General features: G+C 71.4%; 13 protein-coding genes. 8 read left to right on the top strand and 5 right to left on the bottom strand.

The features are described 5' to 3' along the window. The 7 genes from AC2H6A_RS11365 to AC2H6A_RS11335 all read left to right on the top strand — a co-directional run. Nucleotides 1–465, top strand: a 465-nt coding sequence (locus tag AC2H6A_RS11365; protein WP_484273584.1) for a CoA transferase, incomplete at its 5' end; no start/stop codon positions are given. A gap of 38 nt (nt 466–503) precedes the next feature. Further along, nucleotides 504–1,517, top strand: coding sequence for an ABC transporter ATP-binding protein (locus AC2H6A_RS11360; protein ID WP_484273582.1), 1,014 nt, complete (start codon nt 504–506; stop codon nt 1,515–1,517). Further along, a complete protein-coding gene (locus AC2H6A_RS11355; protein WP_484273580.1) occupies nt 1,514–2,512 on the top strand; it encodes an ABC transporter ATP-binding protein in 999 nt (332 codons plus the stop codon). The genes AC2H6A_RS11360 and AC2H6A_RS11355 overlap by 4 nt, the downstream gene beginning before the upstream one ends. 12 nt (nt 2,513–2,524) lie before the next feature. Next, nucleotides 2,525–4,102 (top strand): ABC transporter substrate-binding protein, encoded by a 1,578-nt coding sequence (locus AC2H6A_RS11350; protein ID WP_484273579.1) that lies wholly within the window; start codon nt 2,525–2,527, stop codon nt 4,100–4,102. 43 nt (nt 4,103–4,145) lie between these two features. Then, nucleotides 4,146–5,105, top strand: a complete 960-nt coding sequence (locus AC2H6A_RS11345) for an ABC transporter permease (RefSeq protein WP_484273578.1) — start codon at nt 4,146–4,148, stop codon at nt 5,103–5,105. Beyond that, on the top strand, nt 5,102–6,016 hold the full coding sequence (locus tag AC2H6A_RS11340; protein ID WP_484273577.1) for an ABC transporter permease: 915 nt from the start codon (nt 5,102–5,104) through the stop codon (nt 6,014–6,016). Before AC2H6A_RS11345 ends, AC2H6A_RS11340 begins: the two co-directional genes overlap by 4 nt. Before the next feature lie 61 nt (nt 6,017–6,077). Continuing rightward, complete coding sequence (locus tag AC2H6A_RS11335; RefSeq protein WP_484273575.1) at nt 6,078–9,512, top strand: carboxyl transferase domain-containing protein; 3,435 nt, start codon at nt 6,078–6,080, stop codon at nt 9,510–9,512. 73 nt (nt 9,513–9,585) lie between these two features. Here the strand turns inward: AC2H6A_RS11335 and AC2H6A_RS11330 are convergent, their stop codons facing one another. The 3 genes from AC2H6A_RS11330 to AC2H6A_RS11320 form a co-directional block, all read right to left on the bottom strand. Then, complete coding sequence (locus AC2H6A_RS11330) at nt 9,586–10,704, bottom strand: acyl-CoA dehydrogenase family protein (RefSeq protein ID WP_484273573.1); 1,119 nt, start codon at nt 10,702–10,704, stop codon at nt 9,586–9,588. A 19-nt stretch (nt 10,705–10,723) separates the two neighbouring features. Beyond that, nucleotides 10,724–11,905 carry an acyl-CoA dehydrogenase family protein gene (locus tag AC2H6A_RS11325; protein ID WP_484273571.1) on the bottom strand — a complete coding sequence of 394 codons (1,182 nt, stop codon included), beginning with the start codon at nt 11,903–11,905 and terminating at the stop codon, nt 10,724–10,726. Between the two features lie 153 nt (nt 11,906–12,058). Continuing rightward, nucleotides 12,059–12,865 (bottom strand): TIGR03084 family metal-binding protein, encoded by an 807-nt coding sequence (locus AC2H6A_RS11320; protein WP_484273569.1) that lies wholly within the window; start codon nt 12,863–12,865, stop codon nt 12,059–12,061. Between the two features lie 43 nt (nt 12,866–12,908). On the opposite strand from AC2H6A_RS11320, the gene AC2H6A_RS11315 reads away from it, so the two are divergent. Continuing rightward, nucleotides 12,909–13,379 (top strand): VOC family protein, encoded by a 471-nt coding sequence (locus tag AC2H6A_RS11315; protein ID WP_484273567.1) that lies wholly within the window; start codon nt 12,909–12,911, stop codon nt 13,377–13,379. Between the two features lie 28 nt (nt 13,380–13,407). Here AC2H6A_RS11315 and AC2H6A_RS11310 read toward each other — a convergent pair whose 3' ends face one another. Further along, nucleotides 13,408–14,760: an amidase family protein gene (locus tag AC2H6A_RS11310; RefSeq protein WP_484273566.1), complete on the bottom strand. Its 1,353-nt coding sequence runs from the start codon at nt 14,758–14,760 to the stop codon at nt 13,408–13,410. A gap of 8 nt (nt 14,761–14,768) precedes the next feature. Continuing rightward, nucleotides 14,769–15,644, bottom strand: an 876-nt coding sequence (locus AC2H6A_RS11305; RefSeq protein ID WP_484273564.1) for a nitric oxide reductase activation protein NorD, incomplete at its 5' end; no start/stop codon positions are given.

Genomic DNA, 15,644 nt, shown 5'->3' with positions numbered 1-15,644 from the left:
GCGGCCATCGGCGCGGTCGAACTGGCCGCCGATCCCGCGCTCGCCGAGGCGGCCGGCCGGCGCGCGCAGGCCGATCGCATCGATCAGGTCCTGAGTGCCTGGTGCGCCGCGCGTCCTGCCCACGACGCCATGCGGCGGCTCCAGCAGGCCGGCGTGGCGGCCGGCGAGGTGCTGCCCCCGGTGGCGCTCTACACCGATCCGCATCTGGTCGCTCGCGGTGTGATCCGCCGGGTGGAGCGTGCGGTGGTCGGCCTGCATTCGCTGGTGAGCCCGCCCTACCGTCAGGGCGGTGTGCCGCCGCCGGTGCGCTGGCCGGCGCCCACCATGGGCCAGTTCAACCGCGAGGTGCTCACCGGCGTGCTCGGCCTGACCGAGGCCGATCTCGGGCGGCTGACCGAAGCCGGCGTGATCGGCGAGATGCCGCTGCCGCCGGCGCAGCGCAAGCGCAATGCCCGTGCCGCCTGACGCCGGCCCGACCTGACGCCCCCGCCGGCCATGTCCGCATGAACGCCACCGACGCCACATCTGCCGCACCGCTGCTCGCGGTGCGCGATCTGTCGATCGCCTTCCGCGGCCCGCAGGGCGAGGTGCAGGCCACGCGCGGCATCGACTTCAGTCTGCAGCCTGGCGAGCGGGTGGGCATCGTCGGCGAGAGCGGCTGCGGCAAGACCATCACGGGGCTGTCCATCCTCGGGCTGCTGCCGGCGCGCTCCAGCCGGGTCACCGGCCGCATCGAGTTCGAGGGCCGCGACCTGCTCACCCTCTCGCCGCGCGAGATGCGCGCGATCCGGGGGGCGCGCATCGGCATGATCTTCCAGGAGCCCATGAGCGCGCTCGACCCGGTCTTCACGGTGGGTGAGCAGATCGCCGAGAGCCTGCGCACCCATCGCGGCTTCACGCGTCGCCAGGCCCGCGAGCAGGCCATCCAGGCCCTGGACGCGGTGGGCATTCCGCTGCCGCAGCGCCGGGTCGACGAGTACCCGCACCAGCTCTCCGGCGGCATGCGCCAGCGCGCGATGATCGCCATCGCCCTGGCCTGCGAGCCGCGTCTGCTGATCGCCGACGAGCCGACCACCGCGCTCGATGTGACCATCCAGGCCCAGATCATCCGCCTGCTGGCCGATCTCAGCCGGCGCTCGGGCACCGCGCTGCTCTTCATCACCCACGATCTCGGCGTGGTGGCCGAGACCTGCGACCGCCTGCTCACCATGTACGCCGGCGAGGTGGTCGAGGATGCGCGGGTCGATGATGCGCTGGTGCGACCGCGCCATCCCTACACCTCGGGCCTGCTGCGCTCCATTCCCCGCCTGAGTCCGCGCAAGTCGGTGCTGCCTTCGGTGCCCGGCCGCGTGCCCTCGCTCACCGCGATGCCCTCGGGCTGCCGCTTCCAGCCGCGCTGCGCCCACGCCGGCCCCGACTGCGGACAGCCGCAGGCGCTGCAGCCGGTTGATGATTCGGGGCGCCGCGCCCGCTGCATCCGCCAGAGCGAGCTGGCCCTGCCGGGGGCGCTGGCATGATCGGCGCCGGTCTGCCCCCGCGCGAGCCGCTGATCACGGTCGAGGATCTGAAGGTGCATTTCGCCACCGGCAAGGGCGGCGAGAGCGTCAAGGCGGTCGATGGCGTGAGCTTCGCGGTGCGCGCCGGCGAGACCTTCGGCGTGATCGGCGAATCGGGCTCGGGCAAGTCCACCCTGGGGCGGGCCCTGGTGATGCTGCTCAAGCCCACCGCCGGTGGTCTGCGTCTGGGCGGCACCGATCCGCATCAGCTCGGCGCAGCGGCGCTGCGCCGCCTGCGCCGCGACTACCAGGTGGTGTTCCAGGACCCCAACGCGGCGCTCAACCCGCGCATGACCATCGGTGATTCGGTGCGCGAGCCGCTCGACATCGCCGGTGGCGTGCCGCTGGCCGAGCGCCGGGCGCGGGCCCGCGCCGCGCTCGAGCGGGTGGGCCTGGGCGCCGAGTACGCCGACCGCTATCCGCACGAACTCTCCGGCGGGCAGAAGCAGCGGGTGAACATCGCCCGGGTGCTGATGCTGCGCCCCAAGCTCATCGTCTGCGATGAGGTGGTGGCCGCGCTCGATGTTTCGATCCAGGCCGATGTGCTCAACCTGTTCGCCGACCTGCAGCGCGAGTTCGGCCTGACCTATGTCTTCATCACCCACGACCTGGGCGTGGTCTCGCATGTCAGCGACCGTATCGCGGTGATGTACCTCGGCCGCTTCGTCGAGCTGGCCGATGCCCAGGCGCTGGCCGATGCGCCGCGCCATCCCTATACCCAGGCGCTGCTGTCCTCGGAGCCGGTGCCGCTGCCCGCGGCCATGCGCACCACCGAGAAACAGATCCTGGTCGGCGAGATACCCAGCCCGATCGATCCGCCGTCGGGCTGCCGCTTCCGCACCCGCTGCCCCGGCGCCGCTCCGGAGTGCGCCACGCGCGAGCCCGCCTGGCGTGAGGTGTCCCCCGGCCACTGGGTGGCCTGTCATTTCGTACCCGGCCCCGAGGCCAGTTCCTGACGGAGAGTGCTGATGAACCCGATGTCCTTCCCCCCCGCCGACGAGTCCGCCGAGCAGCCGGTGCGCGTGACCCGCCGCGAGATGATCGGCCTGATCACCGGCGCCTTCACCGCCGGGCCCTCGGCCATGGCGCTGGCCCAGGGCGCGCCGCGCCGTGGCGGCGTGCTCAAGGTGGCCGCACCCGCCAACCCCTCGAGCCTCGATCCCGCCACCGGCGGCGCCGGCACCGACCATGTCTTCCTCTACACGATCTTCGACACCCTGATCGAGTGGGAGTACGAGACCCTGCGCGCCAAGCCGGGCCTGGCCGAGTCCTGGAGCTTTCCCGATCCGCGCACCATGGTGCTCAACCTGCGCAAGGGCGTGGTCTTCCATGACGGCACGCCCTTCGACGCGGCGGCGGTGAAATTCAACCTCGACCGCTCGCGCACCGGCCAGCGCTCCAACATCAAGGCCGACCTTGCCACCATTGATTCGGTGGAGGTCACCGGCAGCCATGGGGTCACCCTGCGGCTGAACCAGCCTGATGCCGCCCTGCCGCTGATCCTGTCGGACCGGGCCGGCATGATGGCCTCGCCCAAGGCGGTGCAGGCGCTGGGCAACGAACACGATCGCAAGCCGGTGGGCACCGGTCCGTGGCGGCTGGTGAACTGGGCCGACGGCGAGAAGGTCTCGGTCACCCGCAACGACAAGTACTGGAAGCCCGGCATGCCGTACCTGGACGGCATCGAGATGCAGATCATCATCGAGGTCAACACCGGCCTGCGCTCGGTGGTGGCCGGCCAGAACGACTATGTGTACTTCCTCTCGCCGCAGCAGCGCGCGGTGGTCGATCGCAGCAAGCTGCACTCCAACAGCGGGCCCACGCTGTACTGCATCCAGCTCTACATGAACTACGGGCGCGCGCCGCTCAACGACGCCAAGGTGCGTCGCGCCATCAACCACGCCATCGACCGCGAGGCTTTCGTGAAGGCCACCATGGGAGGGCTGGCCGAGGTGGCCTGGACGCAGCTGCCAAGCGCCCACTGGGCCTACGACAAGTCGCTGGTCAATGCCTGGCCGCATGATGTGGACGCAGCCCGCAAGCTGCTCGCCGAGGCCGGCCACAAGGACGGCATCGACCTGACCTTCCTGGGCTACACCGACCAGCGCTCGGTGCAGCGTCAGGAGGTGTTCATGGAACAGCTGCGCAAGGCCGGCATCCGGGTGAAGTGGAACAACGGCAGCATCGCCGACATGAGCGCGCGCTTCTTCCGCCAGGAGGGCGACGGCCTGCTCTCGGCCTGGACCGGCCGCCCCGACCCGTCGCTCACCTTCTCGCTCATGTACGCGAAGAACGCCTACTTCAATGCCGGCAAGGCCGAACCCTCCTTCGAGCTGTCTGCCGCGCTGCTGTCGAGCCGCGCCTCGACCGACCAGGAGGTGCGCAAGCGCGAGCTCGGCCGGGTGATGAAGATCATCAGCGACCTCTCGCTGGTGGCGCCGCTGTGCTTCCAGCTCGAGCTCGATGCCAGCGCGAAGAAGGTGCAAGGCTACAAGCCCAACCTGCTCGGCAAGCCGAAGTTCGAGAATGTCTGGCTCTCCGAATAGGTGCGCTGCGGCACCCGCCCTGGTCTTGCGGAGCCGCTGAGCCATGCTCGCCCGTGACCGCTGGAAGCTGATCGGCTGGCGCCTGCTGCAGTTCGTGCCGGTGATCGTGCTTGCCACCTTCATCGTGTTCGGGCTGATGCAGCTGGTGCCGGGCGACATCGCGGTCACGCTGGCCGGCGAGAGCGCGAGCGAGGCGCGCATCGCCGAGCTGCGCCGGCTCTACGGCCTCGACCGGCCGCTGCTGGTGCAGTACGGTCAGTGGCTGTGGGGCGCGGTGCAGGGCGATCTGGGCAAGTCGATGCTCTCGGGCGAGCCGGTGCTGCGCTCCATCCTCACCCGATTCCCCACCACGCTGCAGATCGTGCTGATGGCGCTGTCGGTGTCGCTGCTGATCGGCGTGCCGATGGGCATCCTCGCCGCGCTGCGCCCGAACAGCCGCGTCGATGCCTTCGTCACCAGCGTGGCCTCGCTCGGTGTGGCGCTGCCCAACTTCTGGCTGGCCATGCTGCTGGTGTCGATCTTCGCGCTCGGGCTGGGCTGGTTCCCGGCCACCGGGGCGGTCGTCTTCGCCAAGGACCCCATGGCCTCGATCAAGGCGGCCACGCTGCCCGCCCTTGCGCTGGCCGCCGGCGGCATCGCCGAGGTCGCCCGCCAGCTGCGCGGCTCGCTGGTCGAGGTGCTGTCCTCGCAGTTCGTGCGCACGCTTCACGCCAAGGGTCTGCCGCCTTCGGCCATCCTGTGGCGCCACGGCCTGAAGAATGTCAGCGTCAACCTGCTCACCGTCATCGGCCTGATGTTCAACCGGCTGCTCGGCGCCACGGTGGTGATCGAGGCGGTGTTCGCCATTCCGGGGGTGGGCAGCATGGTGGTGGCCTCGGCCATCCAGAAGGACTTTCCGGTGATCCAGGGGGTGGTGCTGGCCATGGTGCTGATCGTGATCACACTCAATCTGGTGATCGACCTGCTCTACACCGTGGTCGATCCCAGGGTGGGGCGGCGATGAGCGCGCCGCAGGCACCGGGCGCTGCGCCCGACAGCGGTCCGGCCGACCGGCCCGACACGCCCGGCCCGGCCGGGCGGCTGGTGCGGCTGGCGCGCTGGCTGCGCCGTGACCTGCGGGCGGCGCTGAGCCTCTCGTTCCTGCTCGCGCTGCTGGTGGTGGCGGTCTTCGCGACCCAGATCGCGCCCTATCCGCCCACCCAGCAGGATGTGAACAACACCCTGCTCGCGCCCAGCGCCGCCCATCTGCTGGGCACCGACGATCTCGGCCGCGATGTCTTCAGCCGGCTGATCCATGGCGCGCCGGCCACGCTCTACGCCAGCTTCCTGGCGGTGTCGGTGGGGCTGGTGATCGGTCTGCCGGTGGGCCTGCTCGCCGGCTTCCTGGGCGGCTGGGTCGACGATGTGATCGGCCGCCTGATCGACACCCTGCTCTCGTTCCCGGCGATCGTGCTGGCCATTGCGGTCACCGGCGCGCTGGGCATCGGCCTCACCAACAGCATGATCGCGGTGGGCATCGTGTTCTCGCCGCAGCTCGCCCGGCTGGCGCGCGCCCAGACCCTGATCGTCAAGCAGGAGCTCTATGTGGACGCGGCGCGGGTGTTCGGCGCGAGCCTGCCGCGGCTGCTCGTGCGCCACATCCTGCCCAATGCGGTGCAGCCGGTGATCGTGCAGGTGACGCTGCTGCTGGCGGTGGCCCTGCTTGCCGAGGCGAGCCTGAGCTTCCTGGGTCTGGGCGTGCAGCCGCCCACGCCGAGCTGGGGCGCGATGCTCGCCCGCGCCTACCAGTACATGGAGATCGCGCCCGAGCAGATGTATGCGCCGGGCATCGCCATCCTGCTCACCGCGCTCAGCTTCAACGCGCTGGGGGAGTCGGTGCGCATCGCGCTCGATCCCACCATGAAGCGGCGCTGAACGCCGCGCTGCCGTTTCCCGTCCACCCTGTCCTGCGCGGTCCGCCGGCCGCCCATCCGCCATGAGCCTGAAGACCCTGCTGATCGCCAACCGCGGCGAGATCGCCATCCGCATTGCCCGGGCCGCTGCCGGCCTGGGCATCCGCACCGTGGCCATCCACGCCCAGGACGATGCCGCCTCGCTGCACGCGCGCAAGGCCGACGAGAGCGTGGCCCTGCCCGGCACCGGCGTGGCGGCCTACCTCGACATCGAGGCGGTGATCGCGGCGGCGCAGGCCACCGGCTGCGATGCGGTCCATCCCGGCTACGGCTTCCTGAGCGAGAACGCCGCCTTCGCCGAGCGCTGCGCGCAGGCCGGGCTGGTGTTCGTCGGCCCTTCGCCACAGACCCTGGACCTCTTCGGCGACAAGGCCAAGGCGCGGGCGCTGGCCGCGCGCCTTGGGGTGCCGGTGATGCCCGGCACCGCCGGGCCCACCCGCCTCGATGAGGCCCTGGCGTTCTTCGAGAGCCAGCAGGGCGGGCCGGGTGGCGAGGCGGCAGTGATGGTCAAGGCGGTCGCCGGTGGTGGCGGCCGCGGCATGCGCATCGTGCGCTCGGCCGCCGAGATGCCGTCTGCCTGGGAGCGCTGCCGTTCCGAGGCGCTGGCCTCCTTCGGTAATGCCGAGGTCTATGTCGAGCGGTTGTTCGAGTCCGCGCGGCACATCGAGGTGCAGGTGCTCGGCGATGGCTCGGGCGCGGTCACCCATCTCTGGGAGCGCGAGTGCAGCCTGCAGCGCGAGCGCCAGAAGGTGGTCGAGATCGCGCCGGCGCCCGGCCTGGACCCGGCGCTGCGCGAGCGCCTGCTGGCGGCGGCTCTCGGCATGGCTGGCGAGGTGGCCTATCGCAATGTCGGCACCTTCGAGTTCCTGGTCGACGCCGCCGGCCGGGCGCAGGCCGGCTTCGCCTTCATCGAGGCCAACCCGCGTCTGCAGGTGGAGCACACCGTCACCGAGGAGGTCACCGGCGTCGACCTGGTGCAGACCCAGCTGCGGCTGGCCGCCGGCGCGAGCCTGGTCGAGCTGGGCCTTGCCCCCGGCCAGTCGCCCGCACCCCTGGGCATGGCGATGCAGCTGCGCATCAACATGGAGACGCTCACGCCGCAGGGCACGGTCAAGCCGGCCGGCGGCACGCTCACGGTGTTCGAGCCGCCGCTCGGACCCGGGGTGCGGGTGGACACCTTCGGCTACGCCGGCTATCGCACCAGTCCGCGCTACGACTCGCTGCTCGCCAAGCTGGTGGTGCATGCCCGCGCCGGCGGCCTGCCCGAGGTGGCGGCGCGGGCCTACCGGGCGCTGTGCGAGTTCCGGCTGGAGGGCTTGGCCACCAATCTGCCGATGCTGCAGAACCTGCTGCGCCTGCCGGCCTTCCTCGAGGGCGCGATCGATACCCGCTTCATCGAGCGTCATGCCGCCGCGCTCAGCGCGGCCGACGCGGTCCATCAGAAGCTCTTCCACGACAGCGGCGCGCGGGCCTCGGGCGGCCCGCGCCGGGCCGGCGCCCAGGTCGATCGCAGCGACCCGCTGGCGGTGCTGCGCCACGGCCGCGAGGACGCCCAGGCCGGCGTGGCCGCTGCGCCGATGCCGGCCGAACCGGTGGCCGCGGCGGGGCCCGATGCCGCCGACGCGCCCGAGGGCTGCGTGGCCCTGCCCGCGCCGATCCAGGGCACGGTGGTGAGCGTGTCGGTGGCGGTGGGCGACACCGTGCTCGCCGGCCAGCCGCTGCTGGTGATGGAGTCGATGAAGATGGAGCATGTCATCGAGGCGCTCACCGGCGGCATCGTGCGCGAGCTGCTCGCCGGGCCGGGTGATCCGCTGCTTGAAGGCCAGCCGCTCCTCTTCCTGGAGCCGGTCGCGACGAGCGGACAGGCCCGTCAGGCCGAGGCGGCGGTCGACCTCGACCACATCCGTCCCGATCTGGCCGAGGTGCTCGCCCGCCAGGCCCTCACGCAGGACGCCGCGCGACCCGATGCGGTGGCCAAGCGCCGGCGCACCGGCCAGCGCACCGCGCGCGAGAACATCGAGGATCTCTGCGACCCCGGCAGCTTCACCGAGTACGGCTCGCTGGTGATCGCGGCGCGCCGGCTGCGCATGCCGATGGACGAACTGATCCGCACCACGCCCGCCGACGGCATGGTGATGGGCCTGGGCCATGTCAATGGCGCGCTCTTCCCCGAGACCGAATCGCGCTGCGTGGCCATGTCCTACGACTACACCGTGCTGGCGGGCACGCAGGGCAAGAAGAACCACGCCAAGAAGGACCGCATGTTCGAGATTGCCCACCAGTGGCGGCTGCCGCTGGTGCTGTTTGCCGAGGGCGGCGGCGGGCGGCCTGGCGACACCGATCAGGTCTTCGCGGCCAACCTGATCACCGAGGCCTTCCAGCGCTTCGGGCGGCTGAGCGGCCTGGTGCCGCTGGTGGGCATCGCCTCGGGTCGCTGCTTCGCCGGCAATGCGGTGCTGCTCGGCTGCTGCGATGTGGTCATCGCCACCGAGAACGCGACCATCGGCATGGGCGGCCCGGCGATGATCGAGGGCGGCGGCCTGGGCGTGTACCGTCCCGAGGAAGTGGGCCCGATCGATGTGCAGACCCGCAACGGTGTGGTCGACATCGCGGTGAAGGACGAGGCCGAGGCGGTGCGCGTGGCCCGGCAGTACCTGTCGTACTTCCAGGGCGCAGTGAAGGACTGGACCTGCGCCGATCAACGCGAGCTGCGCGCGGTGATCCCCGAGAACCGGCTGCGGGTCTACGATGTGCGCACCGTCATCCGGCTGCTGGCCGACACCGACAGCGTGCTCGAGCTGCGGCCGCGTTTCGGCCCCTCGATGATCACCGCCTTCCTGCGCGTCGAGGGCCGGCCGATGGGCCTGATCGCCAACAACCCGGCGCATCTCGGCGGCGCGATCGACAGCGATGCCGCCGACAAGGCGGCGCGCTTCATGCAGCTGTGCGACGCCTTCGACATCCCGCTGCTGTCGCTGTGCGACACGCCGGGCAACATGGTGGGTCCCGACTACGAGAAGACCGCGCTGGTGCGCCACTGCTGCCGGCCCTTCGTGATCGGCGCCAACCTCGAGATCCCGGTGTTCACGGTGGTGTTGCGCAAGGGGTACGGGCTGGGCGCGCAGGGCATGGCCGGCGGGGGCTTTCACGCGCCCTTCTTTGCGGTGTCCTGGCCCACCGGCGAGTTCGGCGGCATGGGCCTGGAAGGCGCGGTGAAGCTGGGCTACCGCAACGAGCTCGCGGCGATCGAAGACCCGGTGGCGCGCAAGGCCGCCTACGACAAGCGGGTGGCGGGCATGTATGAGCAGGGCAAGGCGCTGAGCGCCGCCTCGCTGTTCGAGCTCGACGATGTGATCGACCCTGCCGAGACCCGGCGCTGGATCATGGCCGGCCTGAAGGCGCTGCCGCCCAAGGCGCCGCGCACCGGCAAGCGCCGCGCCTGGGTGGACACCTGGTAGGCGGCTGAGGAGCGGCTGGGGTCGCGCCGGGGGCTGACGGCGGCGGCCCTTGCCCCGGCCGCCGTGCAGCGGCTCAGCTCAGCGCCGCGTAGCGCTCGAGGTGGTGGTCGGCATCGCCAAAGCGCTGCGCGATCATGGTCAGCCGGCGGAAGGTGTGGGAGACCTTCATCTCCTCGGTCATGCCCATGCCGCCATGCAGCTGCACCGACTCCTGGCTGATCTGCCGCGCGACATCGGCGATCTTGACCTTGGCCATCGAGACCGCCCGCTGGCGCTCGGCGGCATCCCTGGCGCTGTCGACCCGGGCCGCGGCCAGGATCGCCATCGAGCGGGCCTGCTCGCAGCCGATGTACATCTCGACCATGCGGTGCTGCAGCACCTGGAAGGAGGAGATCGGCACGCCGAACTGCTTGCGGTTCTTCGTGTAGTCGAGCGTGGCATCGGTGGCCTGCTTCATGGCACCCACCGCGTCGGCGCACAGCAGTGCCGTGGCGAAGTCGACCGCCTCCTCGATGTGGGCCATGGCCTCGCCGTCGGTGCCGAGCAGGGCGTCGGCCGGCAGCCGAACCCCGCTCAGGCGGACATCGGCGGCGCGCTGGCCATCGACCGTGCGGCAGGGTGACAGGCTCAGGCCCGCAGCATCGTGCGGCACCAGGAACAGGCTGATGCCGGCCGCGGTGCGCGCCGAGACGATCAGGCAGTGCGCCGAGGGCGCGCCGATCACGACGGTCTTCTCGCCCTCGAGCAGCCAGGCGCCGTCCTGCACCCGGGCGGTGGTGGTCTGCGGCTCGAGCTGGTAGCGCCGGCCCGGCTCCAGGCTGGCGAAGGCCAGGCGCACGCTGCCTTCGGCCACGCCGCGCAGCAGCTTCTCACGCTGCACCGGGTTGCCGGCGCGGGCCACCAGCCGGGCGCCCAGGCCGATGGTCTCGATCAGCGGCTCGACCACCAGGGCCTCGCCGCAGGCTTCCATCGGTGCCATCAGGTCGACGGCGCCGCCGCCGAAGCCGCCATCGGCCTCGGGCAGGGTGATGGCGGTGAGGCCGAGCTCGGCGAAGGCGGCCCAGGCGGTGTCGCTCACGCCCTCGGGCGAGGCGATGATCGCCTTGCGCCGATCGAAGCCGTATTCGTTGGCGAGGTAGCGGCGCAGGGAGTCGGCAAGCTGCTGCTGCTCTTCGGTGTATTCGAAGTTCATGACGGTGTCTCCGTGCGGCTCACAGGCCCAGGGTGGCCTTGGCGATGATGTTGCGCTGGATCTCGTTGGAGCCGGCGTAGATGCTCGCCTTGCGGAAGTTGAAGTAGCGCGGCGCAAGGCGGGAATGCAGGGGATCGACCTCGCCGCCCTCGACCGCCACGAAGGGCTGGGCCTCGGGGCCGGCGGCCTGCATCATCAGCTCCGTGATGGCCTGCTGCACCTCGGTGCCGCGGATCTTGAGCATCGACACATCGGCGCCGGGCGGCTGGCCGCTGCGTCGCATGCGGTCGAGGAAGCGCATGGCGGTGAGCTCGAGCGACATCAGCTCGATCTCGATCCGCGAGAGCCGGTCGCGGAAGCGCGGATCCTCGATCAGCGGCCGGCCGTTCTTGAGCTCGCGCGAGGCCAGCGCCCGCAGCGCGCCGAGCTCGCGGCGCGAGGCGCCTACCCGGGCCGAGCCCATGCGCTCGTGGCCAAGCAGGTACTTGGCCACCGTCCAGCCCTTGTTCTCCTCGTGCACGAGATTGCCGAGCGGCACCTTCACATTCTCGAAGAACACCTCGTTCACCTCGTGGCCGCCATCCATGAGGATGAGCGGGCGCACGGTGATACCGGGGGTCTTCATGTCGATCAGCAGGAAGCTGATGCCCTCCTGGCGCTTGGCGGCCGAGGGGTCGGTGCGCACCAGGCAGAAGATCCAGTCGCCGTAGTGGCCCAGGGTGGTCCAGATCTTCTGGCCGTTGACCAGGTAGTGATCGCCCTGGCGTTCGGCGCGGGTCTTGAGCGAGGCAAGGTCCGAGCCCGAGCCGGGCTCGGAGTAACCCTGCACCCAGAAGTCGTCGCCGTTGCGGATGCGCGGCAGGTAGTGGGCCTTCTGCGCCTCGGTGCCGAAGCGCTGCAGCACGGCGGCGCACATGTTGGGGCCGAAGCTGGGCAGCACCGGCGCGCCGGCCAGGCCGAACTCCTCGTCGAAGATGTAGCGCTGGGTGACATCCCAGCCGGTGCCACCCCATTCCACCGGCCAGTGCGGCACGGCCCAGCCCTTGGCGGCCAGGATCCTGTGCCAGCGGGTGAAGTCCTCCTTGGAGAGGTGGCGGTAGCCCACCACCTTCTCGCGGATGTCGGCCGGCAGGTTGCCGGCCAGCCAGTCGCGGACCTCGTCGCGAAAGGCGAGTTCTTCGGTGGAATAGCTCAGGTCCATGGGGATGATCCTCTGGGGGAGTGAATGCAGGTGCCGGTCACGGCGCCGGGGCGCCGGTCTGCCCGAGGCAGCGGGCTGGCGATGCTCCCCGCGTGGCTGTCGCGCGGGTGCCGCGGCTGTCCGGCAGTATCGCGGATCGCCGAGCGACGGCGCTCAGGCGGCGGCCGGTTCCCGGAACCGCGTGCCCGGGGCGGGCGGCTGCTCGGGGCCGCCGGCGAAGCACTGCGCGATCGCCATCCAGCGCTGCGCCGCTTCGCCCGAGATCGCAAGCCGGGTGTCGGCGACATGCCGCACCTGTGTGACCACCTGGCAGAACTCGGTGGCGCTGCCCTCGATGAGGCCGCTGGTGCTGTGTTCGTGCCAGCGCCAGATCGCGCCCGAGGGCGCGGTGAGCCGCACCTGCGGCGGCTCGGCGGGCGGGGTCTGCCGGTGCACCGAGAAGGTCCAGCCGAAGGTGTTGATGCCCAGCACCGCGATGTTCCGGATGCGGTCGGTGTCCACCCGCTCGACGCCGAGCAGGTCATACACCGCCTGGCCGTGCGCCCAGGTCTCCATCAGCCGCGCGGTGATGCTCGAGCGCACGCTCATGTCGGGCCCGCCCCACTTCACCCGCCGCTTCGGGTCGTCGGCCTGGAAACGCTCGGCCACGGTGGCGCACAGGGCGTGCCAGGCCGCGAGCAGCGCCTGCCCGCGCAGGCCGCCGCTCCAGGCGCGCTCGAGCGCGCGCATCGGCGTGTGCCGCCGCCGCGCCTGCAGGTCGGCCATGAAGGCGATGAAGGCCGGCTCGTCGGTGAGCGAGAGCAGCACGGCATGGTTCCAGTGATGGAGATGGGTGAGCACCTCGTCGATGGTCCACTGCTTGAAGCGGGTGGCGCGGCCGAAGCCGGCATCGGGGAGCGATGCGAGCAGCGCATGCAGGGCATCGGATTCGGCACGGAAGTCGGCGGGCTGCGGGAACATCGCGGGCTACACTCCGGACACTTCAGTCACAGGAGACGCCGGCATGGCCAGCATCCGACGAATCGATCATGTGGCCATCGCGGTGCGCGACTGCGATCAGGCCACCGAGCAGTACCGCAAGCTGCTCAACGCCCGGCATATCCGCACCGAGGTGCTGCGCGAGAAGGCGGGCATGGTCAAGGTAGCCTACATGCAGATCGGCGAGAACGTGCTCTCGCTGGTGCAGTCGCTGGAACCCGACGGCTTCATCAACCAGCACATCGACAAGCACGGCGAGGGGCTGCACCACCTCGGGCTCGAGGTCGACGATCTTGCCGGCTTCGTCGAGCAGATCGAGGCCAACGGCTATCGCATCCCGCTGCGCGACGAGTTCAGCAACCGCAGCGAGGTGGTGCTGCGGCCGCGCGATGCCAACGGCGTGGTGCTGCAGGTGCTGCAGTGGAAGGGCGGCAGCGACGCCACGGTCGAGGACCGCATCGAGCGCATCCTCAAGCTGCAGAACCAGCCGGAGTAGCTTGCGCGGACGGAGCCCGCACCGGGCGTCAGCCCGACCCGTCGCTGCCGGCCGCGGCGAGCAGCTGCGCCACCCTCAGCGGCGTGCGGTCTTCCAGGAAGGGCCCGATCAGCTGCACCCCGGCAGGCAGGCCCTCGGGGGTTCGGCCGGCCGGCATCGCCGTGGCGGGCAGACCCGCGAAGGTGGCCACGCCGGGCCAGGCCAGCTGCTGATCGTAGGGCGTGGCTTCGCCGTCGATGGACAGGCGGCGCGCCGACCAGTCGCGGCCGGTGACATGCCGGAAGGCGGCCGTGCCGAAGGCCGGCGCCACCACCAGATCGACCTCGCCGAACAGCCGCTGCCAGTCGACGCGCGCCTGCGCGCGCGCATCGAGGCCGTCGAGCCACTGCGCGGCCGACAGCGCGGGCGCGTCGGGCAGGCCGCGGGTGGTGATCGCCATCAGCAGGGTTTCGTAGACCGCCTGACCGGCGGCCAGATCGGGCAAGCGCGGATGCCGGTGCACGACCTGCGCGCCGGCGCGGGCGAGCGTGTCGGCCACCCGGCCCACCGCGGCGCGGATCGCGGCGTCGGTGGCGCAGCCGGGATGGTGGCTGAGCGCCAGCACCCGCAGGCCGGCGATCTGCGGGCGGCGCGGCGGCGGCAATGCCAGCTGCCAGCCGGTGGCATGCGGGCCCTCGGCGCCGGCGAGCAGCTCGAAGGCCAGGATCAGGTCGTCGGCATCGCGGGCCATGGGCCCGACCACATTGAAGAGGTTGGGCCGGTCGAAGCTGCCGGGGAAGACATGGCCGCGGCTGGGGATCACCTCGAGGCTGGGCTTGTGCCCGTACAGCCCGCAGAACACCGAGGGCACCCGGATCGAGCCGCCGATGTCGGAGCCCAGCTCGAGCGCGACGAAGCCTGCCGCCAGGGCCGCGGCCGAACCGCCGGAGGAGCCGCCAGGCGTGCGCGCCGGGTCTTCGGGATGGCAGGTGCGGCCGAACAGCGGATTGACGCTCTGCCAGTCGGCCAGGGCGGTGGCGACATTGGTCTTGCCCAGCAGCACCGCGCCGGCCGCCTTCAGGCGCGCCACGGCCGCGGCGTCCTGCGTCGGCCGATGGCCGGCGAAGGCGCTGATGCCCCAGGTGGTGGCCAGACCCGCCACATCGAAGGCCTCCTTGACCGTGATCGGCAGGCCGAGCAGCGGGCGGCGCTCGCCCCGGGCCAGGGCCGCGTCAGCGGCGCGCGCGGCCTCGCGGGCGCGCGCGAAGTCGCGCACCACCACCGCGTTGATCGCGCCGTCGCCGGTCTCGATGGCGGCGATCGCCTGTTCGCAGAGGTCCAGGGCGCGGACCTCGCCGGCGGCAAGGCGGGCGACCAGCTGGCGGGCGGTGGGATGGGGCATGGTCGGTCTCAGGCGGTGAGCGCGCGGTAGAGCTTGGCCAGCTCGCCGGGCAGGTCGGCCACCTCGTCGATGACCAGGTAGCGGGCGTCGGGGCACATGCGGCGCAGGTAGTCGTGCCCGGCAGGATCGATGGTCACGCAGAAGGTCTGAACCCCGGCCGCCTGCGCCTCCTGCAGGGCGCGCGCGGTGTCCTGGATGCCGTATTCGTCGTCGTTGCGGTCGGGGCCGTAGTCGCGGTCCTGCGGATAGCCGTCAGAGACCATGATCAGCAGCTTCAGACGGGTGGCCTGCTCACGCAGCCGGCTGGCCGCATGGCGGATCGCCGGGCCCATGCGGGTGGAGCGGCGCGGCTGCATCGCGGCGATCGCGGCCCAGGTGCGCGGCGAGAGCGGCTCGCCGAAGTCCTTGGCGACATGGAACTCGACATCGTCGCGGCCGTAGCCCGAGAAGCCCCAGATCGCGTGATCGTCGCCCAGGCCGTCGAGGGCCTGGGCCATCAGGGCCAGGCCCTCCTTGGCGACATCGATCACCCGGCGCTTGGGCGGGTCGGGCCGCAGCGGCTCGCGGTCGTTCCAGAACGCATAGACCATCTCGGCGTCGGGCGGCGGCTCGGGCGCGCGCGGCGGTTCGGGGGCCAGCGGATCGGGCACCGGGAAGTCGGTGGAGGCGCTCATGTCGAGCAGGAAGGCGGCCGAGACCTCGCGCAGGGCGCGGTCGCGGCGGCGGTAGACATGCTCGTCGGTGGCATGGCCGGCGCGCCGGTCGACCGCGGCCTCGATCACGCCGTCGAGCTCGATCTCCTCGCCGTCGCTCACCCGGCGCACCCGCAGGTAGGCGTCGGGGCGGATGAAGCGGAACTGCCGGCGGATCTGCTGCAGCAGTTC

The sequence above is a fragment of the Quisquiliibacterium sp. genome, from assembly GCF_982640115.1.
Note: the sequence above shows the minus strand (reverse complement) of the source record. Positions and strands in the feature narration are given on the sequence as shown.